The 22,929-nt window shown below is 72.2% G+C and carries 21 protein-coding genes and 1 tRNA gene; 10 read left to right on the top strand and 12 right to left on the bottom strand.

The features are described 5' to 3' along the window. Window positions 1-52: 52 nt before the first annotated feature. Both ACWPXV_RS14000 and ACWPXV_RS13995 read right to left on the bottom strand, forming a co-directional pair. Window positions 53-766: a hypothetical protein gene (locus ACWPXV_RS14000; protein WP_454085784.1), complete on the bottom strand. Its 714-nt coding sequence runs from the start codon at window positions 764-766 to the stop codon at window positions 53-55. A 1,078-nt stretch (window positions 767-1,844) separates the two neighbouring features. Then, a complete protein-coding gene (locus ACWPXV_RS13995; RefSeq protein ID WP_454085783.1) occupies window positions 1,845-2,075 on the bottom strand; it encodes a hypothetical protein in 231 nt (76 codons plus the stop codon). A gap of 548 nt (window positions 2,076-2,623) precedes the next feature. Between ACWPXV_RS13995 and ACWPXV_RS13990 the strand changes: the two genes are divergently transcribed. Continuing rightward, window positions 2,624-2,827: a hypothetical protein gene (locus ACWPXV_RS13990; protein WP_454085782.1), complete on the top strand. Its 204-nt coding sequence runs from the start codon at window positions 2,624-2,626 to the stop codon at window positions 2,825-2,827. Window positions 2,828-3,362: 535 nt separating this feature from the next. Here the strand turns inward: ACWPXV_RS13990 and ACWPXV_RS13985 are convergent. From ACWPXV_RS13985 to ACWPXV_RS13970, 4 genes are all read right to left on the bottom strand, one after another. After that, window positions 3,363-4,562, bottom strand: a complete 1,200-nt coding sequence (locus tag ACWPXV_RS13985; protein WP_454085781.1) for a tyrosine-type recombinase/integrase — start codon at window positions 4,560-4,562, stop codon at window positions 3,363-3,365. A 6-nt stretch (window positions 4,563-4,568) separates the two neighbouring features. Next, entirely contained in the window at window positions 4,569-4,799 is a 231-nt protein-coding gene (locus ACWPXV_RS13980) for a helix-turn-helix transcriptional regulator (protein ID WP_454085780.1), read from the bottom strand. A 179-nt stretch (window positions 4,800-4,978) separates the two neighbouring features. Further along, a tRNA-Met gene (locus tag ACWPXV_RS13975) sits at window positions 4,979-5,055 on the bottom strand. Window positions 5,056-5,146: 91 nt separating this feature from the next. Beyond that, window positions 5,147-8,221 carry a UPF0182 family membrane protein gene (locus ACWPXV_RS13970; RefSeq protein ID WP_454085779.1) on the bottom strand — a complete coding sequence of 1,025 codons (3,075 nt, stop codon included), beginning with the start codon at window positions 8,219-8,221 and terminating at the stop codon, window positions 5,147-5,149. 134 nt (window positions 8,222-8,355) lie between these two features. Here ACWPXV_RS13970 and ACWPXV_RS13965 point away from each other — a divergent pair, with 134 nt between their 5' ends. Beyond that, the gene (locus ACWPXV_RS13965) at window positions 8,356-8,913 is read left to right on the top strand and encodes a PPA1309 family protein (protein WP_454085778.1); all 558 of its coding nucleotides are present in this window, start codon (window positions 8,356-8,358) and stop codon (window positions 8,911-8,913) included. A gap of 4 nt (window positions 8,914-8,917) precedes the next feature. Here ACWPXV_RS13965 and ACWPXV_RS13960 read toward each other — a convergent pair whose 3' ends face one another. After that, the gene (locus ACWPXV_RS13960; RefSeq protein ID WP_454085777.1) at window positions 8,918-10,036 is read right to left on the bottom strand and encodes a YlbL family protein; all 1,119 of its coding nucleotides are present in this window, start codon (window positions 10,034-10,036) and stop codon (window positions 8,918-8,920) included. Window positions 10,037-10,175: 139 nt separating this feature from the next. Between ACWPXV_RS13960 and ACWPXV_RS13955 the strand changes: the two genes are divergently transcribed. Then, entirely contained in the window at window positions 10,176-11,627 is a 1,452-nt protein-coding gene (locus tag ACWPXV_RS13955) for a zinc-dependent metalloprotease (RefSeq protein ID WP_454085776.1), read from the top strand. Here ACWPXV_RS13955 and ACWPXV_RS13950 read toward each other — a convergent pair. After that, on the bottom strand, window positions 11,624-12,157 hold the full coding sequence (locus ACWPXV_RS13950) for a M48 metallopeptidase family protein (RefSeq protein ID WP_454085775.1): 534 nt from the start codon (window positions 12,155-12,157) through the stop codon (window positions 11,624-11,626). The two genes, ACWPXV_RS13955 and ACWPXV_RS13950, sit on opposite strands and share 4 nt — an antisense overlap. Before the next feature lie 136 nt (window positions 12,158-12,293). On the opposite strand from ACWPXV_RS13950, the gene ACWPXV_RS13945 reads away from it, so the two are divergent. After that, window positions 12,294-13,325, top strand: coding sequence for a thiamine biosynthesis protein ThiF (locus ACWPXV_RS13945; protein WP_454085774.1), 1,032 nt, complete (start codon window positions 12,294-12,296; stop codon window positions 13,323-13,325). A gap of 1 nt (window position 13,326) precedes the next feature. Here ACWPXV_RS13945 and ACWPXV_RS13940 read toward each other — a convergent pair whose 3' ends face one another. The 3 genes from ACWPXV_RS13940 to ACWPXV_RS13930 all read right to left on the bottom strand — a co-directional run bounded on the left by ACWPXV_RS13940 (window position 13,327) and on the right by ACWPXV_RS13930 (window position 16,151). Then, window positions 13,327-13,581 (bottom strand): WhiB family transcriptional regulator, encoded by a 255-nt coding sequence (locus ACWPXV_RS13940; protein ID WP_454085816.1) that lies wholly within the window; start codon window positions 13,579-13,581, stop codon window positions 13,327-13,329. A gap of 193 nt (window positions 13,582-13,774) precedes the next feature. Beyond that, window positions 13,775-13,909: a hypothetical protein gene (locus ACWPXV_RS13935; protein WP_454085773.1), complete on the bottom strand. Its 135-nt coding sequence runs from the start codon at window positions 13,907-13,909 to the stop codon at window positions 13,775-13,777. Between the two features lie 196 nt (window positions 13,910-14,105). Next, window positions 14,106-16,151 (bottom strand): ATP-dependent helicase, encoded by a 2,046-nt coding sequence (locus ACWPXV_RS13930; RefSeq protein WP_454085772.1) that lies wholly within the window; start codon window positions 16,149-16,151, stop codon window positions 14,106-14,108. A gap of 101 nt (window positions 16,152-16,252) precedes the next feature. Between ACWPXV_RS13930 and ACWPXV_RS13925 the strand changes: the two genes are divergently transcribed. Beyond that, on the top strand, window positions 16,253-16,525 hold the full coding sequence (locus ACWPXV_RS13925) for a mycoredoxin (RefSeq protein ID WP_454085771.1): 273 nt from the start codon (window positions 16,253-16,255) through the stop codon (window positions 16,523-16,525). Between the two features lie 71 nt (window positions 16,526-16,596). Here ACWPXV_RS13925 and nudC read toward each other — a convergent pair whose 3' ends face one another. Beyond that, entirely contained in the window at window positions 16,597-17,571 is a 975-nt protein-coding gene (gene nudC, locus ACWPXV_RS13920; protein ID WP_454085770.1) for an NAD(+) diphosphatase, read from the bottom strand. Window positions 17,572-17,656: 85 nt separating this feature from the next. Here nudC and ACWPXV_RS13915 point away from each other — a divergent pair, with 85 nt between their 5' ends. The 5 genes from ACWPXV_RS13915 (at window position 17,657) to ACWPXV_RS13895 (ending at window position 22,910) form a co-directional block, all read left to right on the top strand. Then, window positions 17,657-18,838 carry a phosphotransferase gene (locus tag ACWPXV_RS13915; RefSeq protein WP_454085769.1) on the top strand — a complete coding sequence of 394 codons (1,182 nt, stop codon included), beginning with the start codon at window positions 17,657-17,659 and terminating at the stop codon, window positions 18,836-18,838. Then, entirely contained in the window at window positions 18,835-19,698 is an 864-nt protein-coding gene (locus ACWPXV_RS13910; RefSeq protein ID WP_454085768.1) for a phosphatase PAP2 family protein, read from the top strand. Before ACWPXV_RS13915 ends, ACWPXV_RS13910 begins: the two co-directional genes overlap by 4 nt. Before the next feature lie 109 nt (window positions 19,699-19,807). Then, window positions 19,808-21,070 carry a sugar ABC transporter substrate-binding protein gene (locus ACWPXV_RS13905; RefSeq protein ID WP_454085767.1) on the top strand — a complete coding sequence of 421 codons (1,263 nt, stop codon included), beginning with the start codon at window positions 19,808-19,810 and terminating at the stop codon, window positions 21,068-21,070. Further along, window positions 21,067-22,062, top strand: a complete 996-nt coding sequence (locus ACWPXV_RS13900; RefSeq protein WP_454085766.1) for a carbohydrate ABC transporter permease — start codon at window positions 21,067-21,069, stop codon at window positions 22,060-22,062. Before ACWPXV_RS13905 ends, ACWPXV_RS13900 begins: the two co-directional genes overlap by 4 nt. Next, entirely contained in the window at window positions 22,062-22,910 is an 849-nt protein-coding gene (locus ACWPXV_RS13895) for a carbohydrate ABC transporter permease (protein WP_454085765.1), read from the top strand. Before ACWPXV_RS13900 ends, ACWPXV_RS13895 begins: the two co-directional genes overlap by 1 nt. Window positions 22,911-22,929: the final 19 nt, after the last annotated feature.

Raw genomic sequence — 22,929 nt, 5'->3', positions numbered from 1 at the left:
AGTGCTGCGATCGACGAGCGTTCCCGAAATCCGCACAGGAGTGCGGCCTTCGTCAACTTCCTATCGTTTTCGTCCAACGATCAGGGCGATCTGGTGTTGTTTCAAAGCCGCATTGGCGCAAGAGTTTGCCGAGCTGGAACGGCTCGAGCCCGAGAACCCGGTGAAGATGGTCGGTATCCCATTTGTCTCGGCCATGCAGGTATCTCCTGAGGCGTCTCGAGAGCGTGCCGAACTGCACCCACTTCTGTGCCTCCGTGCGAGCGGGCGAGACTCGCCTGCGTTGAAGGTGTCGGCCTACTTGTTGTACGAACCCCACGGCCCCGTAAAACTCCAGTCCGAAGCGAGCCAGCTCGAGTGCCGAGGCGAGAATGTCCCACAGACCGCTGGGCCCTGCACCGTTCCCGACGCCGTCGAGCGACTCGAGCTCGAACCTGACGCTCGGGTCGTCGAGCCAGGGGCCGAAGTAGTGTCTCAAGTCTTCTATCGTGGCATTGCCATCAAGAATAATCGACGCAGTCTCTGATTGGACGGGCTTCAGCATTATGGCAGGGGACCCTCGGCCGGCGATGATCGGCCCCCACGCCTCGCCGTCGCGAATTTCGCCGATCGCTTTCAGAATCTTGAAAATACTGTCATGACGCGTGCAAGTGACGTCATAGTCGACCCAGGAGTCGGTGTCCGCGGCGTCGGGAGCTTGGTCGGCTGGAGCCGGATATGCTGAGGCCGCCTGGCTACCGATGCGGAATCGGAATATGTGCTGGATCACATGCACAGCCTATGTTGCTGGTTCCAGATGCGATGGCGTATCGCCGGCGGTAGCTCCGCCGATGACCTGCCGTGGCTCCGCCTCGCGGCCAGGAAGATCAACTCGTCCCGATGAGTCATACTCATTGCGCTACCAACAGCGGGCTACGGACCCAGGCGAGACGCAGCACTGTTGGCGTTGTCGTCGAAAGACGGCGACTTCCGTGGCGTCCAGCTTCCTCGCACGCCCCCGGTTCACGCCCAGGTGAGAGAATGCACAAGGTGCGGGCCGGCGCGATTACTCGTGTGCTCCAGCGCGCAACCGTGAGTGCGCGGTGTGGACAGCGATGCCCGCTGCACTCCGGTGGCGCAACCCCGCCGGGCGCGGCTCTGCAGGCCAGTCTTCGGGGGCGACCTGTACTCCTACCCTTCCGCGTTCTGGTCGGAGCGGGCGTGCGCCGTTCAGGACCTCGGCGTCGCGGCTCTCGCGAGACCCCCACCCCCACACATGACCGAGGGACGTCGCCTGGCCGACCACGTTCTCGTTGTCGCCCGCGCTCCCTAGTGAGAACGTCGATGTTCGCCGGACTGTCTAGGAAGTCGGTGCGGTCGAGCACGGACCGGCGTCGGCGCCGCCATCCTCGCCGTCACCGCGACCACCGTCCTCAAGGGCCTGCGTGCGGGGGACTCCCACGCCGTGGCCGGGACGTCCCGGAGTCACGGGACTTCACGAGGCCCGCTTCCTTGCCAACGTCGCGCCCGAGTCACTGCGCGTCGAGAGACCTTCGACGCTGCTGCGTCCAGGCGACTCCGTCAACCCGGAGCGCGCCGTCGACATCGACGGGCGGCCCGGCGGCCACTCCGTCCGAGGTCACACCGACGGCGTCAGGAACGTCCTGCAGCGGCGCTCCGGCCGCCGGCAGGGCGACATCGGCCTCCGGCTTCCCGCCCGTACGTCCCCGAGAAGGGATCCTGCCGCGGACACTGATGACGCTGGAAGGCTGCGGTCTTCGATCTGCGGCGCCGAGTTCATCGGCAGCGCGCACTTCGTTCCTGCCGCACTCGCGGACTCCGGTGAAGACCATGACAGGACCGCACGCTCATCGAGTGCGCGTCCGCGCGAACGCCAGCGTGCCGCCGACGCGTACCGCGACGCCGACGGTCCGCGCCCATTTCGGGTCCCACATTTTCTGCTCGTCAATGAGGTGCTCTACCAGCGCCTCGAGCAGTACCGTGCACGCCACCGGTGACGCGAGCACCCGCCCGACGCAGTCCTCGATCCCATGCTCGTTCTCGACCGTCTGCGTGGTCACCCGGTCGACGACACGCACCGCGCTCGCACCACCTGCGGCCGCACGCCTCTCCTCGTATGCCGCGCGCCGGCACGACTGCGAGCACCACGTAGCGGGGCGCCCCACTCGTTGTCGCGGGACCGGCGCACCGCAACGCGGACAAACTCCCGGGTCGATCTGGATGTCTGACAGCTCCTCCATCACGCACCTCCTTCCGTACGGACGTAACAGCAACGGCCTCTGGTGCCAGAGGTGTGAGGACCACAACTCGGCCCCTGCCAAGCTCGTTCCTCAGGTACCTCAGCAAGAGCGCGACCCGCTCGCAGGGCGGCGTGATTCTCGACGACGAGTCCGCGGTCCCGCTCCGCATCGGGCTACGCGTTGGTGCCCTCTGGCGCCGAGGGCGCACCTGGTAGTCGAACGGGGGCTGCTCGGGCACATGATTCGGGGCATGGACGAGCGTGCGGGAGAGGACTGCACTGTCACCGTGAGCCACAATCCTGGCCGACGTCGGTGCGCCGCAATACCATCGCGATCCATGACCCCGAAGCTGAAGGCGTACATCGAGGCGGGCTACTCGCTCCCCCATGATCAGCGCCTTGAAGCTTGCTCGCATGCTTCGGCTCAGCGTGGATCAGGACGCCGCCACGGATCCGGCGGGGGTCGAGGTCGCCTGGCGCGATGAGGTCGGCTCTCGAATCAACGACATCCTCGCGGGCAAAGTCGAACTGGTCGACGCAGACGAGACATACCGCCTCCTCTCAGCTGAGCTCGCGTCGAAGGGCCGGTGACGCTCGCCCCAGCGCGAGCATCCTGAGGCGCGCGCCGAGCTTCGTGCCGCACAATTGGCGCGACGACACGGCCACCGGCCAGGAGTGGTTACCGGGGTACCGGAAGCACCGCGTGGGCGACTGATCGACGGTTCGCCGCCGGTCGCGGGCGGGGTGTCTGACACCAGTCACCCGACACGCGGCGACCTTCTCCCCGTACGCACCATGACCTGGGCTGACGCTCCTCGTCAGGGTGCGTACGGGGTGCGTACGGGATGCATACGGGGTCAGGCACCCCGTACGTTCTCGGTAACGCACCCCCGCGAGACTGGCCACATGGATCGAGCGATCGCCACTCGTGGACGGTGAGCAGGCCGAAGTCGGCCTGCGCCCCGGGTTCGACGAGCGCGCTTCGGGGGAAGAGAGCGGTGGTGATGAGTCATCACCACCGCGGACGCGCCGGCGGGCAGACGACTCCCTTCGGTGCAGACGCCGACCTCAGGGGGGGGGGGAGAGAGAAGCGGTGGTGAGGAGTCCCCACCACCGGCGTTCAACGTCACTTCTCGTCGTTGCTGCTGTCACGAGGAGCGAGTGACTCGAGGATCTCGGCGGTCACCGGGTTCACCTTCTCGTCGGGCTCGATGTAGTGTTCCCTGGTGATCTGGGACGAGGTGTGGCCGAGCATCTCCGCCGCGAGGTCTGCACCGCCTGCCCGGTCGATGACCGTCGCGACGGTCCGACGGAACGAGTGCGGCGTGACGCCCGCGATGCCGGCCTCGTCCAGGATGGCGCGCAGGCGCCGGCGCACGTTGTTGGTCGTCAGCGGCGTGTGGTTGCGGCTGAAGAAGATCAGGTGCTCCGCGTCCTCGTCGGTGATCGCGGCGAGCCGCTGGCGCAGCACCTCAGCGGTGAAGGACGGCACCGCGACGGTTCGGGCCGACTTCGCGGTCTTGGGGTGCGGCTGCCGATGCGTCGGCCTACCCGTCGGGGAGACGATCGTCCCGCTGAGCCGGACGGTGGCGGGTGAGACGGTGAGGTCGACGTCGCACTTGCGGATCGCCAGCACCTCACCGATCCGGGCCGAGGTGCCGAGCATGACCTCGATGATCTGGTCGAGCTGGCCGTCCGGTGGCGGTCCTGGCATCCCGGGCTCTCGGCGCCAGCCCCGCACCGCGGCCCGGATCGCGTCGACCTGCTCCAGGGTCAGGGCCATCGCCCGGGTCGGCGGCTTCCGCAGCCGGGCCGTGTCCCGCACCGGGTTCTCCCGGAGCGCGTCGTAACGGACCGCCAGGCCGAGGGCGAGGCTGAGGACGGTGCGCGCCTGCTTGGCCATGCTGTAGCTCCGGGTGGTCGCCAGAGCCTTGATGAACCTGTCGACCTTGGCGACGCTGATCTCACGCAGCGTGTAGTTCTCGAAGGCGGGCATCACCAGCTGCCGCATGTTGCGTTCGTAGAGCGCCCTGGTGCTCGGCGCGAGCTTGCCCTCCAGGTCGAGGTCCTCCAGCCAGAGGTCGACGAGGCGCCCGAAGGAGGCGTCGGGAGTCAGCTCGCCGGTCCCGATGGCGTAGTCGGCCCGGCGGGAGAGCCTCTCCTTCAGGCGGTGCTCCGCCGCCTTGCGCGTCGTGGCGCGCGCCTCGACCCGGCGGAGCCGACCGTCGAGGTCCCTGACGCGCACCCGAGCGCGCACCACGCCGTTGGCCAGGGCGGTGAACTCGATGTCGCCGAACGTGCCGATCGGCGTGCGCGGCCGTGCCACCTCAGCTCACCCCGCCGAGCGATCGTGGCCGTGTGTGCCGTTGCGCTGGGCATCGACCCACGCCGCGACGTCGGAGACGGCGAACTTCAGGTGCCGGCCGACCCGGAAGCCGCGCGGACCGTGCCCGGTCTGGCGCCAGTCGTAGATCGTCCGGACAGGCACGCCGAGGTACTCGGCGAGCTCCTGGACGTCCAGGAGCGGGTCCAGCCCGTCCAACCGTGTCGTTGAGGTTCCCATGCCTGCCAGGTGCGCGGGACGCGCCGTGGCAGCCGTGACACCCCGGCAGCGACCGGCGCCGACCGCACGGCAGACCCGGCCCGACCTCGACGGAGAGGTCAAAGTGGAGGGTTTGTGGAGGGTGGATCAAATCTCTATACGCCTCAGGCCCGGGAATCCGTGGATTCCCGGGCCTGACCTGGTAGCGGGGGCAGGATTTGAACCTGCGACCTCCGGGTTATGAGCCCGGCGAGCTACCGAACTGCTCCACCCCGCGTCGGTAGTCACCACCTTACGCGGCGGTGACCCCCGGTGGCAATCCGGCGGGCAGTGAGGTGACTCACCACCCGCCGGACCGCCGGGCCGAGTCAGCCTCCGCCGTCGTCGCCGCCCTCGGGCGGTGTGCCGTCGGCGGGCGCCTCGCCCTCACCGTCGGCCGGCGGGGTCGCGCCGTCCTCCGGCGCGGGGACCTCGCCCGCCGCGGCGGCGTCGAGCTCCTGCTGGGCCTCGGCCGCCTCCGCGAGCGCGGCCTGGAGGCGGGACTGCGCCTCGCCGTAGGTCGTCCAGTCGCCCTCGGTGAGGGCCGCCTGGCCGTCCTGGAGGGCCTCGTTCGCGTCGGCCAGCGCCTGGGTGAGGCGCTCCTGCGCCGCGGCGTCGACCTCGGTCGTGCCCTCGGGGGTCTCCCCCTCGGGTGCCTCGCCCTCGGGCGTCTCGTCGACGACGTCGGCGTCCCCGCCCTCGGCACCCGAGTCACCGCCGAAGACCTGGTCGAGCGCCTCGGTGAGCGTCGGCGCGAAGCCGATCTCGTCACCGAAGGCGACGAGCACGTACTGCAGGAGCGGGTACTGCGTACCGGCCGAGGCCTGGACGTAGACCGGCTGCACGTAGAGCAGGCCACCGCCCACCGGGACGGTGAGGAGGTTGCCGTGCAGCACCTGCGAACCACCCTGCTGGAGCAGGTTGAGCTCGGTGGAGATCGTCGGGTTGGAGTTGAAGGTGTTCTGCACCTGGCCCGGGCCGGGCACCGTGACGTCCGAGGGCAGCTCGAGGAGCCGCAGCTGTCCGAAGCCCTCTCTCACCTCGCCCGCCGTGTTGCCGGTCTCCGAGTCCACCGCGAGGAAGCCGGTGAGGATGTTTCGGTCGGTCTGCCCACCCGGGATGAAGCTCGAGGTGAGCGAGAACTCCGCGGTGTCCTGTCCCGGCATCTGCATCGTCAGGTAGTACGGCGGCTGCGGCACGCCCTCGGCCGCGGTGGGGTCGTTCGGGATGTTCCAGAAGTTTCCACCGGAGTAGAAGGAGGCCGCGTCCGTCACGTGGTAGCGGCTGAGCAGCTCGCGCTGGACCTTGAAGAGGTCCTCGGGGTAACGCAGGTGGCTCATGAGGTCGCCGCTGATGTCCGCCCGCGGGGAGATGTGGTCGGGGAAGACGTTCTGCCAGGTCTGGAGGATCGGGTCCTCCTCGTCCCACTCGTAGAGCGTCACCTCGCCGTCGTAGGCGTTGACGACCGCCTTGACGGAGTTGCGGATGTAGTTGACCTCCTCCGGCGCGGGGCCGACGACGACGCCACCGAGCTCGTCGGTCAGGGCGTCGGTCGTCGCGTCCTCGAGGGACTCACGCGCCGAGTAGGGGTACTCGTTCGTCGTCGTGTAGCCGTCGACGATCCACACGAGGTCCTTGGGGGTGGACTCGTCGTCGTCCATGTCGACGATCGCGGGGTAGGCGCGCGCGTCGAGGGTGAGGTAGGGCGCCACCTTCTGGACGCGCTCGTGCGGGTCGCGGTCGTAGAGGATCTGCGACTCGGCGTTCACGCGGTCGGAGAACAGGATCTGCTCCGAGCCCATGCGGATCGCGTAGAGCAGCTGGTTCCAGAAGCTGCCCAGGCTCGGCCCGCCGTTCCCCTCGTAGGTGGTGTTGACCTGGCCCTGGTCGGCGTCGTCGTTCGGGTAGTCCAGCTCCCACGGCTCGGTGCCCTCGGGGGCGCCGACGATCGAGTAGCTCGGGGTGTTCTGCCCGAAGTAGACCCGCTCCTCGTACTCGCCGAGCTCACCGACGCTCGGGATCCCGTACTCGAAGAAGGCCGGCTGGCCGTCCCCGGCGACGGTGTTGCCGTACGCGGCGACCGCGCCGAAGCCGTGGGTGTAGACGGTGTGGTCGTTGACCCAGGTGCGCTGGTCGTTGCCCAGGCCGTCCTGGTTGAGCTCACGGATCGCGATGACGGTGTCGCGCTTCTCGCCGTCGATGTCGTAGCGGTCCACGGCCAGCGTCGGGGCGAAGTCGTAGTACTGCCGGTTCTGCTGGAGCTGGCGGAAGGTGGGGCTGACGATGTTCGGGTCGAGGAGCCGGATGCTGGCCGTGGACTCGGAGTCGTTGCGCAGCTGGCCGGCCTCCGCCTGGGTGACGGCGTCGTAGGTCTGGGTCTCGACGTCGTCCAGGCCGTACGCGACGAGCGTCGCGTCGATGTTGCGCTGGATGAACGGCGACTCCGCCTCGACGGCGTTGGGCGTCACCTGGAAGCGCTGGACGACAGCGGGGTAGATCCCGCCGATGACGACGCCGGAGACGATCATGACGCCGACGCCCGCGGCCGGCAGCAGCCAGCTCCCGCGGAACGCGGCGACGATGAAGAGGATCGCGATGATGACCGCGATGACGGCGAGGATCTCGCGGCCCGGCAGGTTGGCGTTGATGTCGGCGTAGGACGCACCGGCGAAGCGGTCGTTCTGGCCGACGAGCAGCGAGTAGCGGTCCAGCCAGTAGTTCGCCCCGATGAGGAGGACGAAGACGGCCGCCATGACCGACAGCTGGATCCGTGCCGCGCGCGTCACCCGCTGGGGACGGCCGGCGAGCTGGATGCCGCCGTAGAGGTAGTGCGTGACGAGCGAGGCGACCAGCGTGATGAGGACGACCGTCATGAGGAAGGAGACGAGCGTGCGCAGCACCGGCAGGGTGAAGACGAAGAAGCCGACGTCGATGTTGAACTCGGGGTCGGTGGTGCCGAAGGGCTCACGGTTGAGCCACATGAGCACCGAGCGCCAGTTCCCGCTCGCGGAGATGCCCGAGAAGATGCCGAGCACGATCGGGGCGCCGATCATCACCAGGCGGCGCAGCGGCTCCACGCTCTCGCGGTAGCGGTCGAGGTTCTGCTGCTCAGGGGTGACCGGCGCGTAGATGGGACGCGAGCGGTAGGCCAGGCGCAGGCCGAGCCAGACGGACACGCCCATGACGAGGAAGCCGATGGCGAAGAGCACCGCACGGGTGATCCACTCCCGCCACAGGACCTCCTCGAAGTCCAGGTGCGAGAACCACAGCACCTCCGTCCAGAACTGGGCGGTGATCATGAGGATCGCCGCGAGGACCGCGAGGACGACGAGAGTGGGCACGAGTGCGCCGCGTCGTCGGCCTGCCGCAGGCCGCGGTGGTCGTGGGACGGAAGAGGTCGTCACGTGGTGGCACCTTCGGTCGTGGAGCTGTCGGGAGGCGGCGTGGGTCGCCCCTGCCGGGTCAACGCGCCGCCCACCCTCTAGGTTCCCACACACGCCGCTCGCCTCCCCCTGCCGAGGTGCGCGATCATGGGCCCATGACGGCTTCCCCCACCGAACCCAGCCCCCGCCAGCGCGCCCTCGCCGAGGCGGTCCGCGACATCGAGCGCCACGTCGGCTCCCTCGGCTGGGACTCCCCCGTCCTCGTGTTCTCCCTCGTGCGCACGGCGTCGGCGCTGGCGGTCAACCCCGCGCTCGCCGCCGAGCTGCCCGAGGGCGCGGAGGAGTCGGCGCGCCTGGACCCCGAGCACCTGCTCTCCATCGAGCAGGACGGCCTGCCGCAGGCCGACACCCTCGAGGAGCTCCTCGCCCAGCTCGGCTGGCCCGAGGAGGTCGACGGCGCCGCGATCGTCGTCGAGCGCATCGTCGTGCCGCCGGAGGCGGAGACGGACATGCCGCGCGACCCCGACGCGGCCGTCACCTACCTCGAGGCGCACCCCGACCGGCAGGACGTGCGGATCGTCGCGGGGGTGCTGCGCACCGGGGAGTCCTGGTGCGCGCTGCGCTCGCGTGCGCACGACTCCGACGACGCCGTGGGCGGCTCCCCGGACGCCGTGCCCGGGCTCGTCGAGGCGCTGCGCGCGACCTTCGCCTAACGGCTCAGGGAGCCGGGCAGCGCTCGAGGTCCCCGGTGCGTCCCGCCGTCACGGCCTCGAGTGCCGCGACGGCGTCGGAGACGGTGTCGACGGCGACGACCTCCAGCCCGTCCGGCACCGCGCCGGTGACCTCGTCGCAGTTCTCCACCGGCGCCAGGAACCACTCGGCGCCGTCGCGCTCGGCACCGGCCAGCTTCTGGGCGATGCCGCCGATCGGGCCGACGTCACCGGCGAGGTCGACCGTGCCGGTGCCGGCGACGACGGCGCCGCCGGTGAGCGGGCCGGGGGTGAGCATGTCGACGATCCCGAGCGTGAGCATGAGCCCGGCGCTCGGGCCACCGATGTTCTCGATGGCGAAGCCGACGTCGACGGGCAGGTCGACCTCCGGGGAGATCATCACCCCGAGGAGGCTGCCGCCGTCGCCGTCGTCGGCGGTGACGACCTCCACCGGCGTCTCCTCGCCCGCGCGCTCGACGCCGAGGGTGACGGTCGACCCGGGCGGGGTGTCGGCGAGGACGTCGCTGAGCACGGCGAAGGAGGTGAGCTCGGTGGGCTCCGCGCCGGCGGCGATGCTCACGAGCGTGTCGCCCTCCTCGAGCAGCCCCGTCGTGGGGCCGTGGGGGCTGGTGCCGGCGACGCGCAGCTCGGTGGGCACGTCGTAGCCGAGCTCGGTGAGTGCCGCGACCGTGGCGTTGGTCTGGGAGGAGCTCATCTGCAAGGTCGACTCCTGCTCGACCTCCTCCCGGGTCTGCTCGGGGTCGAAGGCGGCCTCCCGAGGCATGACCGTCGTCGTCCCCGAGAGCCAGCCGCCGATGACCTGGGCCGCCGTGGCCGGGAAGCCCGGTCCGCCGCGCGTGGAGACGGTGGTGAGCAGCAGCTCCCCGTCGGTCGGGTAGGTCTCGGTGCCCTCGACGGTGAGGAGCGGGACGTCGGTGCCGGGCGCGTCCCCGAGGGTGTCGACCGTGGGTCCGGGACTCTGGATCGCGTAGGGCGGGGTGATGACGAGCATCGCCAGGGCGAGGACGAAGGTCACCGCACCGGCGACGGCCGCGGTCACCGTCCGAGGGGTGAGCAGCGGCCGGTCGTCGTCGGTCACCGCAGGGTGGTCGGGTCGCAGGCGCACCGCCACATCATCACCCCGGGCGGGCGGCAGGCCGAACCGTCCGGCGTCGTCACGCCCTCGGCGAAACCGCTCCGGCCGTGCTCTGACCCGCCCGGCCGCGGGGTTACCGTGGTGCCCCCCGAAGGATCGGAGCTGTCGAATGAGCCAGGACCCCGCCGGTGAGGAGAGCTGGGAGGCGCTGCTGCGCTCCATGCTCGGGCCGCAGGCCGCCGACGAGGCCATGGCCGCGATGCGCGCCGCCGGCCTCGACCCGGAGGCCATGGCCAACGCAGCCGGCCTCCCCCAGGACCGCAACCAGCTCGCGATGATGCTCGGCCAGATGCAGCACATCCTCGCCGCCGGCGGCAGCGACCCCGTCAACTGGGCGCTCGCCGGTGACGTCGCCACCCAGGTGGTCCGCCAGACCGGTGACGTCACCGTCACCGCCGCCCAGGCGGCCGACGCCACCGAGGCGCTGCGCGTGGCCGACCTCTGGCTGGACGCCGTCACCGAGCTGGGCCCCAGCGGGGGTGCCACGCGGGCGTGGTCCCGCTCGGACTGGGCCCGCGAGACGCTGCCGACGTGGAAGACGCTCGCCGAGCCCATCGCCCCCTCCGTGGCCCGCGCGCTCGAGCGGGTCCTGGAGGAGCAGACCCGGGAGCTCGGCGGCCACCCGCTCGCGGCCGGCCTGGGCGCGGGCGCGGGCGGCGGCATGATCCGCCAGCTCGGCGGCGCCGTCTTCGGGATGCAGGTGGGCCAGGCCGTGGGCACGCTCGCCGGGGAGGCCTTCGGCGCGTCCGACACCGGCCTCCCGCTCGTCGAGGGCCACGACGCCGCCCTCGTCCCTGCCAACGTCGACGCCTTCGCCGAGGGCCTGGACGCGCCCGCGGAGGAGGTGCGCCTCTTCCTCGCCGTCAGGGAGGTCGCCCACGCGCGGCTCTTCGCGCACGTGCCGTGGCTGCGCGCCCACCTCCTGGGCACTGTCGAGGCCTACGCCCGGGAGATCTCCATCGACACCGGGGCCATCGAGGAGGCCGTCCGCGGCCTGGACCCGAGCGACCCCGAGTCGCTGCGCGAGGCCTTCTCCGGCGGCGTCTTCGCCCTGGAGCAGAGCGACGCGCAGCGCGCGGCGCTGGTCCGGCTCGAGACGGCGCTGGCGCTCGTCGAGGGCTGGGTGGAGGTCGTGGCCGGCCAGGCCGTGGCCCCGCACCTCCCGCACACCGTCCCCCTGCGCGAGATGGTCCGCCGCCGACGGGCCGCCGGCGGTCCGGCCGAGCAGACCTTCGCCTCGCTCGTCGGCCTCGAGCTGCGGCCGCGGCGGCTGCGTGAGGCTGCGGCGCTGTGGACACACCTGGCCGAGCAGCGCGGCGTCGAGGCGCGTGACGCCCTGTGGTCCCACCCCGACCTCATGCCGACCGCCGAGGAGCTCGACGACCCGAAGGGATTCGTCGCCGCCCGCGACGCCGCCGCGAGCGCGGACGAGGACGTCGACGCCGCCCTCGCGAGCATCTTCGCCGAGGCGGAGCAGGCCGAGGGCACGGACGCCGCCCAGGCCGAGGACGCCGACGAGAACCGTCCCGACGGGGACGACAGCGAGAACGACCCCCGCTAGTCCTCCGTCCCGCCGGGCTCGGGGGCCTCCCGGCCCTCGAGCCGGCGGGCGAAGGCGACGCCGTCGAGGAAGCCGCGGGCCCGCTCGGTCTGGGGGTAGCGCTCGACCCAGGCCCAGAAGTCGGGCCCGTGGCCGCCGACGAGCAGGTGGGCGAGCTCGTGGACGAGCACGTAGTCCAGCACCCACGGGGGCATCCCCTTGACCTGGTCGGAGATCCGGATGGTCCCGGTGCCCGGCGTGCACGAGCCCCAGCGCGTGGTCTGGTTGCCCACCCACGCGACGGACTGCGGGCGGGCCCGGCCCTCGAGGTAGCGCGCGGACAGCTGCTCGGCGCGGGTGGCGAGCTGCGCGTCCGACGGCCGACGGCGGCGACCCGTGCGCTCGAGCCGCTCGACCATCCGCGCCACCCACTCCGCCTCCTCGGCCGCGGTGAAGCGGTCCGGGATGGCGACGACGGTGCGCCCGTTCTCGCGGAAGGCCTGGACCGTCCGCGTGCGCCGGCGGCTGCGCCTGACCTCGATCTCCGACATGCCACCAATCTACGGCGGGCCACCGACAGCTCGGCTGCGCGGCCCGTCCCCGTCCACAGGCGCGGCTGTCCACAGGACGCCGGTGCACCCGCGCGGCACCGCTCGGCCCGCTGCCATCCTCGGGGTGGGAGGGCACATGCGACTACGACCAGGCACCCACGTGCTGTGGCGCCAGGAGGGCAGCAGCCAGGTCCACGCGGACCCGGACCTCGCCGTCGTCCTCGACGGGCTCACCGGCGAGGAGCAGCAGCTGCTCGACGGCCTGGAACGCGAGACGAGCGAGGCCGCGTTCCTCGCCCGCGGACGCGAGCTCGGGGTGCGTGCCGGCCGGGCGCGCGAGCTGCTCGCCCGGCTCGAGGACTGCGGCGCGCTCGAGCGGGCGCGCGACCCCTCCCTCGACCACCAGGGACTGGGCGCGGAGGTCGACCACTGGTCGCGGGTGGCCCAGCGCGACGCGAGCGACGTCGTCGCCCGCCGCGGCGGCGCGACGGTGGCAGTCCTCGGGCTGGGGCGGCTCGGGCTGCTCGTCGCCGCGGGCCTCGCGGCCGCCGGCGTGGGGACGCTGCTCGTGGAGGACCGGGCGCGCGTCCGGCGTGACGACGTCGGCCTGGGCGGCTACTGCCTGCACGACGTCGGCACGGAGCGCGGGGAGCGGGGCCGGGCGGTGCTGCGCCTGGCGCACCCCCACCTGCGGACCTCGGCGCCGGCGCGCACCCGGCCCGACGTCGTCGTCCTCGTCGAGCAGGACGTCAGCGACCCGGTGCGGCTGCGGCCGCTCGTGCGGGAGGACGTCGTCCACCTGCTCGTCGTCACCCGGGAGGTGGACGTCGTCGTCGGTCCGCTCGTCACGCCCGGGGCGGGACCGTGCGGGCGCTGCGTCGAGCTGCACCGCACCGCGGCGGACGAGCGGTGGCCGGCGGTGGCCACGCAGCTGCTCGGCACGCCGGCCCGGGGCGTCGAGGCCGCCACCTGCCTGCTCGCGGCCGCCGTCACCGTCGGGCAGCTCGTGGCCTACCTCGACGGCCGGCCGGTGGCGACGGCGGGCACGAGCCTCGTCGTCGACGCGCGGCGGCCGGTGCCCCGGACACAGCAGTGGCCGGTGCACCCGGACTGCGGGTGCACGGGCCTGCCGGCGCGGACGGGGGTGGTGCCGGCCGCTCGGGCCTGACTCAGGCCGCGGGCTGGTGCTTGCGGGGGCGGCCACGGCCGCGCTTGGTCGCGACGACCTCCCCGCCGATGAAGACCTCTCCACCCCACACGCCCCACGGCTCGGCGCGCTCGAGCGCGCCGGCGAGGCAGGCCTCGCGCACGGGGCAGGTACGGCACAGCGTCTTGGCGAACTCGACGTCCGCCTGACGCTCGGCGAACCAGAGGTCGGGGTCCTCCGCGTCCTGGCACGGGGCGAGCGGCGTGGGTTCGAGCAGCGCGAGCTCGTCGGTCTCCTCGGCCAGCGGCCACGACTGTGAGGACCCCTCGTTGAGGCGGTCGAGAAGGGTGGTGAGTTGCACGAGATTCTCCGTGAGTGCGAAGCCGGGTCTGGACAGACCTGCGGCAAGTCCCCGGGAGGGGCGAACCGCGGTCGGGAGCTGCGCGGTCCGGCGGAGAACGTGTGTGGTTCTACGGCGTCCGGAGCGCGCGGCCCTCGGCGAAGCCGACGGGCGCGGGGCGAAGGCGGGAGCAGTCCCCGGTGAACCAGGGCAGAGCTCGGCCCAGCTCACGGCTGGCGGCATCCATCGAGATGATGGTGATCACTGCGGTTCACCTCCCCTTCGCACATGGGGACCCCTCGTGTGCTGGCTAGGCACGGGCCCCGACTCGGTCACGGACGAGTAGGAGATTACGCCCGCCCTGTGACGGGGGGCAAGGTATTTATCGGAGGAGATTTTCCGGGCCGCCTCGACGGCCCGGAACCCGCGTGCTGACGCGGCTCCCGCTGGCCGGAACCGGCTCAGGCGCCGGGCGGCTCGACGACGACCTCCTCGCCGCGCACGACGGCGAGGACGGCAGGCCCGTAGGCCTCGAGCTTGGCGGCACCGACGCCGCGCAGGATGCCGAGCTGGCGCAGGTCCTTGGGCTTGGCCTCGGCGATCGCGGCGAGGGTCGTGTCGTGGAGGACCGTGTAGGGCGGCTTACCGATCGCGGCGGCCACCTGCCCGCGCCAGGCACGCAGGCGTTCGACGAGGGCGGCACCCTCGGGGTCGGACTCGGCGAGCTCGGCGATGCGGTCACGCCGGGGCGCGCGGGCGGCGGGGCGGCGGGCGGTGCCCACCTCGGGCCACAGGCCGTCGAGGAAGCGCGAGGGCTTGCGGCTCGCGCGCCCGCCGACGGTGCGGGCCCGGGCGTAGGAGAGCATGAGGTGCTCGCGGGCCCGGGTGACGCCCACGTAGAGCAGGCGGCGCTCCTCGGCGACCGCCTCCTCCGTCTCCGCCAGGGAGATGGGCAGCAGCCCCTCGCTCACCCCGACGAGGAAGACGGCGTCCCACTCCAGGCCCTTGGCGGCGTGGAGGGAGGCGAGGGTGACCCCGGAGACGGTCGGGGCGTGCTGGGCGCTGGCCCGCTCCTCGAGCTCGGTGACGAGCCCGGCGAGGTCCGCGCCGCGGGCGGCCGCGATCTCGTCCGCGAGCGCGACGAGCGCCTGGAGCGACTCCCAGCGCTCGCGGACCGCGCCGCGGGTGGCCGGCGGGTCCGGGGCCCAGCCCATGCCGGCGAGGACGTCGCGGACGGCGTCGGGCATGGGGTGGTCGGTCATCGTGCGGGCCGCCCCGCGCAGGAGGACGACGGCCTCGCGCACCTCCCGGCGAGAGAAGAAGCGTTCCCCGCCGCGCACGAGGTAGCCGATGTCCGCCTGGGCCAGGGCCTGCTCGAGCGCCTCGGCCTGGCCGTTGGTGCGGTACAGGACGGCGATCTCCCCTCGCGGCACGCCGGACTTCTCCAGGGCCGCGATGCGGGCGGCCACCCCGGCGGCCTCCGCGACGTCGTCGTCGAAGGCCTCGAAGCGGACAGCGGGCCCCGAGGGGCGCTGGGCGACGAGCCGGACGGCCGCGCTCGAGCGGTGCCTCCCGGCCCGCTCCAGCACGCTGTTGGCCAGGGACACCACCTGCGGGGTGGAGCGGTAGTCACGCACGAGCCGCACCACCTCCACGCCGGGGAAGCGGCGCGGGAAGTCGGTGAGGAAGCGCGGGGTGGCGCCGGTGAAGGAGTAAATGGTCTGGGAGACGTCCCCGACGACGCACAGCTCCTTGCGGTCCCCCAGCCACAGGTCGAGGAGGCGCTGCTGGAGCGGGGAGACGTCCTGGTACTCGTCGACGACGAAGTGGCGGTACTGGCGGCGGACCTCCGCGGCAACGTCGTCGCGCTCCTCGAGGATGCCGACCATGAGGAGGAGGACGTCCTCGAAGTCGATGACGCCGCGCTCGGTCTTGACGTCCTCGTAGATCTCCAGCAGGCGCGACACCGTGGCGCGGTCCTGCCCGGCGGCCTCCTCACGGCCGGCGGCGACGGCGCGCGTCACGTAGTCCTCGGCCGTGACGAGGCTGACCTTTGCCCACTCGATCTCGGCGGCGAGGTCCCGGATGCTCACCCGGTCCACGCCCAGGCCCAGGCGCGAGGACGCCTCGGCGACGAGCGGCGCCTTGTGCTCCTGGATCTTCGGCAGGCCCCCGCCGATCACGGCGGGCCAGAAGTAGGACAGCTGGCGCAGCGCGGCCGCGTGGAAGGTACGCGCCTGGACGCCGCCCACCCCGAGGTCACGCAGCCGCGAGCGCATCTCCCCCGCGGCGCGGGCGGTGAAGGTGACGGCGAGGACGGTCGTCGGGCTGTAGACGCCGGCCCGCACGCCATGGGCGATGCGGTAGGTGATGGCACGGGTCTTGCCGGTGCCCGCACCGGCGAGGACGCACAGCGGCCCGGTGAGGGTCTGGGCCACGGCGCGCTGGTCGTCGTCGAGGGCCGCGAGGAGCTCCTCGCTGCTGGGGGTGGTGGTCGAGCTCGTCATCGAGGCCAGTCTCTCAGCCCCCGCCGACACGCGGCCCGAGCGTCCCCAGGCCCGCGGAAATACGCCGTCGCGGCACGGCGTTATGGTCAGCGAACCCCGACATGAAGGAGACCTCTGTGAGCACGACGACGCCCGATCCCGGCACGATCACGATGTACACGACCACGTGGTGCGGGTACTGCCGCCGGCTGAAGAAGCAGCTCGACGGCGAGGGCATCGGCTACCTCGAGGTCAACATCGAGGAGGACCCGCAGGCCGCGAGCTTCGTCGAGGAGGTCAACGGCGGCAACCAGACCGTCCCGACCGTCCTGTTCCCCGACGGCTCCGCCGCGACGAACCCCTCCCTCAACGAGGTCAAGACCCGCCTGGGCTGAGCCCCGGGGCCGCAGCTGGACACACGGTGTGGGGTGGTGGACCTCAGAGGTCCACCACCCCACACCGTGTCTCATGCCCGGGACGGGGCGGCCTCGAGCGGGCCGCCGTACCAGTCCTCGATGAGCGAGCGGGCGATCGAGGACAGCGAGGGCAGGAGCACGGTCCCCTCGGCGACGGCGGCAGCCAGGGCGGCGCGGGTGAAGAAGCGCGCCTCGGTGAGCTCCACGCCGTCGACGGTGATCTCCGTGCCCGCCCCCGCGGCGACGTCCGCCCGGAAGGCGGTCATCAGCGAGCAGGGGAAGGGCCACGGCTGGCTGCCCTCGTAGCGCACCGCGTCGACGACGACGCCGGTCTCCTCGGCCACCTCCCGTTGCACCGCCGCCTCCAGCGACTCCCCCGGCTCGACGTAGCCGGCCAGGGTGGAGAAGCGGTGCTCGGGCCAGTGGGCGGCGTGCCCGAGCAGCAGCCGGTCCTCGGCGTCGACGACCGCCATGATGACCGCGGCGTCGGTGCGCGGGTAGTGCAGCGAGTGGTCGACGACGCAACGGCGCACCCACCCCGCCTCGAGCACCTCGGTCGCCTCCCCGCAGCGGGGGCAGCGCGGGTTGCGCGCGTGCCACGCGGCGAGCGCCACCGCCGTCGTGCCCAGCCCGGTGTCCCGGTCACTCAGCCGGTCCCCGATCTCCCGCAGGTTGCGCATCTCGACACCGGCGAGCAGGCCCACGAGGGGCGCGTCGGTGTCGACCGGTGCGCCGTCGAGGTCCCGCTCGGAGCCGAGGTGGCCGGGCAGGACGAGCGCGACGAAACGCGCGTCCCCCTCCCGGCCGAGGTAGTGGACCTGCTCGGCCGTCCACGCGTCGGCCGGCACGTCGGCCGCGGGGAGCAGGACGAGACCGTCCCGCCCCGCCCCGACCTGGCCCCGGTGGACGAGGAGGACGCGCGTGCCCGGGTCCCCCCGCAGCTCGCCGAGGAGGCCGGGACGGGCGCGGGAGGCGCCGTCGGCGTCGATGGTCGTCCGGGCGAGGGGAAGCTGGGTGAGGGCCACCCGGGCACCGTATCCGCACCCCGATCTGGGGGCGCGCCGCGGGCGCCGCGGGTGAGGAGGGCACGCGGGTCCTACGGTTGGGGGCGTGACACGTAGATCCCCCCTCGCCCTGGCGGCGCTCGCCACTGCGGCGGTGCCGGGCCTCGACGTCGTCGCGACCCGCTCCCCGCAGAGCACCACCGCCGACTTCCAGGTCACCGGGGTCCTCGACTCCGGTGGACGCCACTGGGTGGTCCGCTGCCCCCTGCACGCCTCGGCCGGGGCGTCGCTCGAGGCGGAGGTCGCGCTGCTGGGCGCCCTCGCGGCGCACGTCCGCGACGGCGCGCTGCCCTTCGCCGTGCCCGAGCCCGCCGGCTTCGCCGCCCTTCCCGAGGGCGGGCGCGCGATGGTCTACCGCCAGCTGCGCGGACGCCCGCTCGACCTCGAGCGCCTCGGCCCCGGCCCCGGGCTCGCGGCGGACCTGGGGCGCAGCCTCGCGGCGCTGCACGAGCTGCCGCCGCGGATCGTCGAGGACGCCGGCCTGCCGGTCTACGACGCCGACGAGTACCGCAAGCGCTGCCTCGCCGAGGTCGACGCCGCCGCCCGCACGGGGCACGTGCCGACCGTCGTGCTGGCCCGCTGGGAGCGGGCCCTGGAGGACGTCGCCCTGTGGCGCTTCCGCACCACCCCGGTCCACGGGGACCTCGCCGAGGAGCACGTCCTCGTCCAGGACGGTGAGGTGAGCGCGGTCATCAGCTTCTCCGAGACCCACGTGGGCGACCCCGCCGTCGACCTCGCCTGGCTGCTCGCGAGCGCCCCGGAGGAGTGCCTCGACGCGATCGAGGAGGCCTACGCCCTCGCGCGACCGGAGAACGCCGACGCCTACCTCCTCGACCGGGCTCAGCTCGTCGGGGAGCTCGCGCTCGCGCGCTGGCTCATGCACGGTGTCAACACGTCCGACGAGCAGGTCGTCGCGGACGCCGTCCACATGCTCGAGGACCTCGCCGAGCAGGTGTGGGACGCGGAGCCGATCGGCCACCGCGAGCCCGTCGTCGTCCCCGGCCGGCCCGAGGACTGGGCCGAGGACGGCGACGACGCTCCGGCCGACGTCGAGGACCTCGACCCGAACGCGACCGCCGAGCTGCCCTTCCTGCGCACGGAGCGGGCCCAGGACGACCCGGTCGAGGGGACCGAGCCCGACGGCGGGAAGACCGAGCCCGACGGCGAGGGGACCGAGCCCGACGGCGAGGAGACCGAGCCCGACGGCGGGGAGCCGTCCCGGGCGTGAGCGGCGGCCCGTCCGCCGGTGCCCCGCGCCGGGACGCCGCCCTCTCCGCCGTGCTGGCGGCGGTCGGCGTGCTCGCCGTGTGGTGGGTCTTCGTCACCACCTCCCTGGGCCAGCGGGTGGAGAGCACCGCGCTCGAGGGCTCGCAGATCGGCCGGCGACGCCTGTCCGAGGGCAGCCAGACGGTGCTCGACGTCGTCTCGGTGCCCTTCCTCGTCGTCGTCATCGTCGTCGGTGTCGCAGTCGCCCTGGTGCAGCGGCAGGGGCGGGTCGCGCTCGCCGTGCCGCTCCTCGTCGGCGGTGCCAACGTCACGACGCAGGTCCTCAAGTACCAGGTCCTCACCCGCCCCGACCTCGGCGTCTCCGAGGCCGTCGCCAACTCGCTGCCGAGCGGACACACGACGGTCGCCGGCACGGTGGCCGCCGTCGCCGTCCTCGTCGCGCCGCCGCGCTGGCGCTGGGCCGCCGCGCTGGCCGGCTGGGCCTACGCGGGCGGCACCGGGCTCGCGACGATGGTCAACGGCTGGCACCGGGCCTCCGACGTCGCCGCGGCGATGCTCGTCGTCCTCCTGTGGGGCGCCCTCGCCGTGCTCGTCGGGAGGCCGCTCCCGCCCCGCCTGGACCACCGCCCGACGACGGTGACGCGCCGGCTGGTCCTCCTCGCCGCGGGGGTGAGCGGGCTGCTCGCCGGCCTGTCCCTCGTGCTCACCGCGGGCAGCACCGGACCGGACGCGAGCCGCGCCGAGCTGCTCGTCGCCTACGGCGGTGCCGTGCTCGGGGTCGCCGCGGTCACGCTCCTCACCGCGGGCCTCCTCCTGCGCCTGTGCACGTCCGGCCCGGGGCGCCACGACCGCACGCGCTGACCCGGCCGGACAGCCCTGTCCGCCCTCGAGATGCGGCCCCGCCACTCTCGGTGTTGTCTATGGGCCAACGTCGGCCGGTTCCGGCCGGCCGCGACGCCGAGGAGGGCACGTGCGACGACCGCGGACGACGATCACGGTCCTGACGCTCGCGCTGGCCGCCGGGCTCAGCGCCTGCGCCAGCGAGTCCGGACCCCCCGTGCTCACCTGGTACATCAACCCCGACGACGGCGGCCAGGAGGCCCTCGCCCAGACGTGCACCGAGGAGGCCGAGGGCGAGTACCGCATCGAGACCTCGCTGCTCCCCCGCGACGCCGCGTCCCAGCGCGAGCAGCTCGCCCGCCGCCTCGCAGCCTCCGACGAGTCGATCGACATCATGAGCCTGGACCCGCCGTTCATCCCCGAGATGGCGGCCGCCGGCTTCCTCGCCCCCGTCCCCGACGACCTCCAGGAGACCGAGGACGTCGTCCAGGGCGCGGTGGACTCCGCGACGTGGGACGGGGAGCTCGTCTCCGTCCCGTTCTGGGCCAACACCCAGCTGCTCTGGTACCGCAAGTCGGTGGCCGAGGAGGCCGGGCTGGACATGGAGCAGCCCGTCACCTGGGAGCAGCTCATCGAGGTGGCCACCGACCAGGACCTGCTCCTCGGCGTCCAGGGCGCCAAGGCCGAGTCGCTCACCGTGTGGATCAACGCGCTCATCGCCTCCGGCGGCGGCGAGGTCATCGCCAACCCCGAGGCCGAGGCGGACGAGGTGGAGATCGACCTCGACTCCGACGCCGGCCGCGCCGCCGCTTCGGTGCTCCAACGCATCGGCCAGGAGGGCCTGGCCGGCTCGGGCTTCCCGACGGCGGACGAGAACGCCTCGATGAACCTCTTCCGCGGGGACGACGGCTCCTTCATGGTCAACTGGCCCTTCGTCTGGCCGGCGATCAACGGCTCGGACCCCGACATCGTCGAGGACATCGGCTGGGCCATCTACCCGCGGATGGACGAGGGCACCGACGCCGCTCCGCCCGTCGGCGGCATCAACCTCGGGGTCAGTGCCTACAGCGAGCACGTCGACGCCGCGTACGACGCCGTCGCGTGCATCACCCGGCCCGAGCACCAGGCCGAGTACTTCGTCACTAACGGCAACCCGCCGTCGTCGGTCGAGGCCTACGAGGACGAGCGCGTCCAGGAGGACTTCCCGATGGCCGACACCATCCGGGAGTCCCTGGAGCTCGCCGCCCCGCGTCCCCAGACGCCCTACTACAACGAGGTCTCGATCGGCCTGCAGGAGACCTGGCACCCGCCCGCGGGGGTCGACCCCGAGGTGACCCCCGGGTCCTCGGCGGACTTCATCACCGCGGTCCTGCGAGACGAGAGGCTGCTATGAGCTCGAACATCCCCGCGGCCGGGCCCGCAGCGGACCGGCGTCCCGACGCCGCGACGCCCCGGCCGGACTCCCGCCCGCGCGGCAGGAAGGGCTCCGACCGCTCCCGCTCCGAGGCCCGGCTCGGCTGGTACCTCGCCGGACCGGCGTTCGTCATCATGCTGGCGGTCACGCTCTACCCGATCCTCCAGGCGCTGTACGACTCGCTGTTCAGCCTGCGCCTCACGGCACCGGACGAGACCGAGCTCATCTGGTTCCGCAACTACCAGGTGGTGCTCGGCGACCCCGCGTTCCTCCAGTCGCTGTGGATCACGATCGTCATCACGATCATCACCGTGCTCATCGAGCTCGTCCTCGGCTTCCTCCTCGCGCTCGTCATGCACCGCGCGATCCAGAACCTCCGCGGCCTCATCCGCACGGCGATCCTCGTGCCCTACGGCATCATCACCGTCGTCTCCGCCTTCGCCTGGTTCTACGCCTTCGACATCAACTCCGGCGGCTACGTCAACAACTGGTTCAACTGGGTGCCGGGCATCGAGGAGAACCTCAACTGGTTCGCCTCCCAGGGCACGTCGCTGTTCGTCATCATCGCCTCCGAGGTGTGGAAGACGACCCCGTTCATCTCCCTGCTCCTCCTGTCCGGCCTCGCGCAGGTGCCCGGGGACCTGGAGGAGGCGGCGAAGGTCGACGGCGCGACGGGCTGGCAGGTCCTCAAGCGGGTCATCCTGCCGAACATGAAGGCCGCGATCATGGTCGCCGTGCTCTTCCGGGCGCTGGAGGCCTTCCGGATCTTCGACAACGTCTACATCATGACCAACGGCGCGAACGACACCGAGGTCCTCTCGCTGCTGGCCTACAACACCTCGATCGGACGGCTCGAGATCGGCCTCGGCTCGGCGATCTCGGTGCTGCTCTTCCTCTGCGTGCTCATCATCGCGGGCATCGCGATCAAGGGCTTCAAGGTCGATCTCGCCGGCTCGACGGGAGGCAAGTGATGAGAGGGCTGTCCACGAAGCAGAAGGTCGCCTGGATCGCGATCACGCTCGTCGTACTCCTGTGGTCCCTGTTCCCCGTCGTGTCGATCGCCATGACGTCCTTCAAGACGCAGGCCGGCCTCTTCTCCGGGACCTTCCTCCCCGAGGAGTGGACGCTCGAGAACTACAAGACGATCCTCGCGCCCGGCGGCAGCGCGCAGGACCTCTTCCTCCCCTCGCTGCGCAACTCCATCGGCATCTCGCTCATCGCCACCGCCATCGCCGTCTTCCTCGCGACGCTGTGCGCCTACGCCATCGCGCGGCTGGACTTCCGGGGCAAGCGCGTCATCCTCACCACCGCCCTGGCCGTGTCGGTCTTCCCCGTCGTCTCGATCGTCACGCCGCTGTTCAACCTCTGGCGCACGATCGGCCTGTACGACACCTGGGCCGGCCTCGTCATCCCCTACCTGTCCCTCACCCTGCCGATCTCCATCTGGACCCTGGCGGCCTTCTTCCGGCAGATCCCCTGGGAGCTGGAGCAGGCGGCCCAGGTGGACGGCGCCACCCCGTTCCAGGCCTTCCGCAAGGCCGTCGTCCCGCTCGCCGCCCCCGGCGTGTTCACGACGGCGATCATCGCCTTCTTCATCGCCTGGAACGACTTCGTCTACGGCATCTCGCTCACCTCGACGAGCGCCGCCCGGCCCGTGCCGGCGGCCCTGTCCTTCTTCACCGGCGCCTCGCAGTTCGAGGAGCCCACCGGCTCGATCTCGGCGGCGGCCATCGTCGTCACCGTGCCGGTCGTCATCGTCGTCCTGCTCTTCCAGCGGCGCATCGTGTCCGGCCTCACCCAAGGCGCAGTCAAGGGCTGAGGCCCGAACGACAAGGAGT

The organism is Georgenia sp. Marseille-Q6866 (genome assembly GCF_965111665.1).
Note: the sequence above shows the minus strand (reverse complement) of the source record. Positions and strands in the feature narration are given on the sequence as shown.

Excerpts from the sequence above, each read along its gene's own strand:
- ACWPXV_RS13925 (WP_454085771.1), top strand. The coding sequence starts at position 16,253 with ATGAAGGAGACCTCTGTGAGCACGACGACGCCCGATCCCGGCACGATC.
- ACWPXV_RS13990 (WP_454085782.1), top strand. The coding sequence starts at position 2,624 with ATGATCAGCGCCTTGAAGCTTGCTCGCATGCTTCGGCTCAGCGTGGAT.
- ACWPXV_RS13965 (WP_454085778.1), top strand. The coding sequence starts at position 8,356 with ATGACGGCTTCCCCCACCGAACCCAGCCCCCGCCAGCGCGCCCTCGCC.
- ACWPXV_RS13930 (WP_454085772.1), bottom strand. The coding sequence starts at position 16,151 with ATGACGAGCTCGACCACCACCCCCAGCAGCGAGGAGCTCCTCGCGGCC.
- ACWPXV_RS13895 (WP_454085765.1), top strand. The coding sequence starts at position 22,062 with ATGAGAGGGCTGTCCACGAAGCAGAAGGTCGCCTGGATCGCGATCACG.
- ACWPXV_RS13950 (WP_454085775.1), bottom strand. The coding sequence starts at position 12,157 with ATGTCGGAGATCGAGGTCAGGCGCAGCCGCCGGCGCACGCGGACGGTC.
- ACWPXV_RS13980 (WP_454085780.1), bottom strand. The coding sequence starts at position 4,799 with ATGGGAACCTCAACGACACGGTTGGACGGGCTGGACCCGCTCCTGGAC.
- ACWPXV_RS13945 (WP_454085774.1), top strand. The coding sequence starts at position 12,294 with ATGCGACTACGACCAGGCACCCACGTGCTGTGGCGCCAGGAGGGCAGC.
- ACWPXV_RS13955 (WP_454085776.1), top strand. The coding sequence starts at position 10,176 with ATGAGCCAGGACCCCGCCGGTGAGGAGAGCTGGGAGGCGCTGCTGCGC.
- ACWPXV_RS13900 (WP_454085766.1), top strand. The coding sequence starts at position 21,067 with ATGAGCTCGAACATCCCCGCGGCCGGGCCCGCAGCGGACCGGCGTCCC.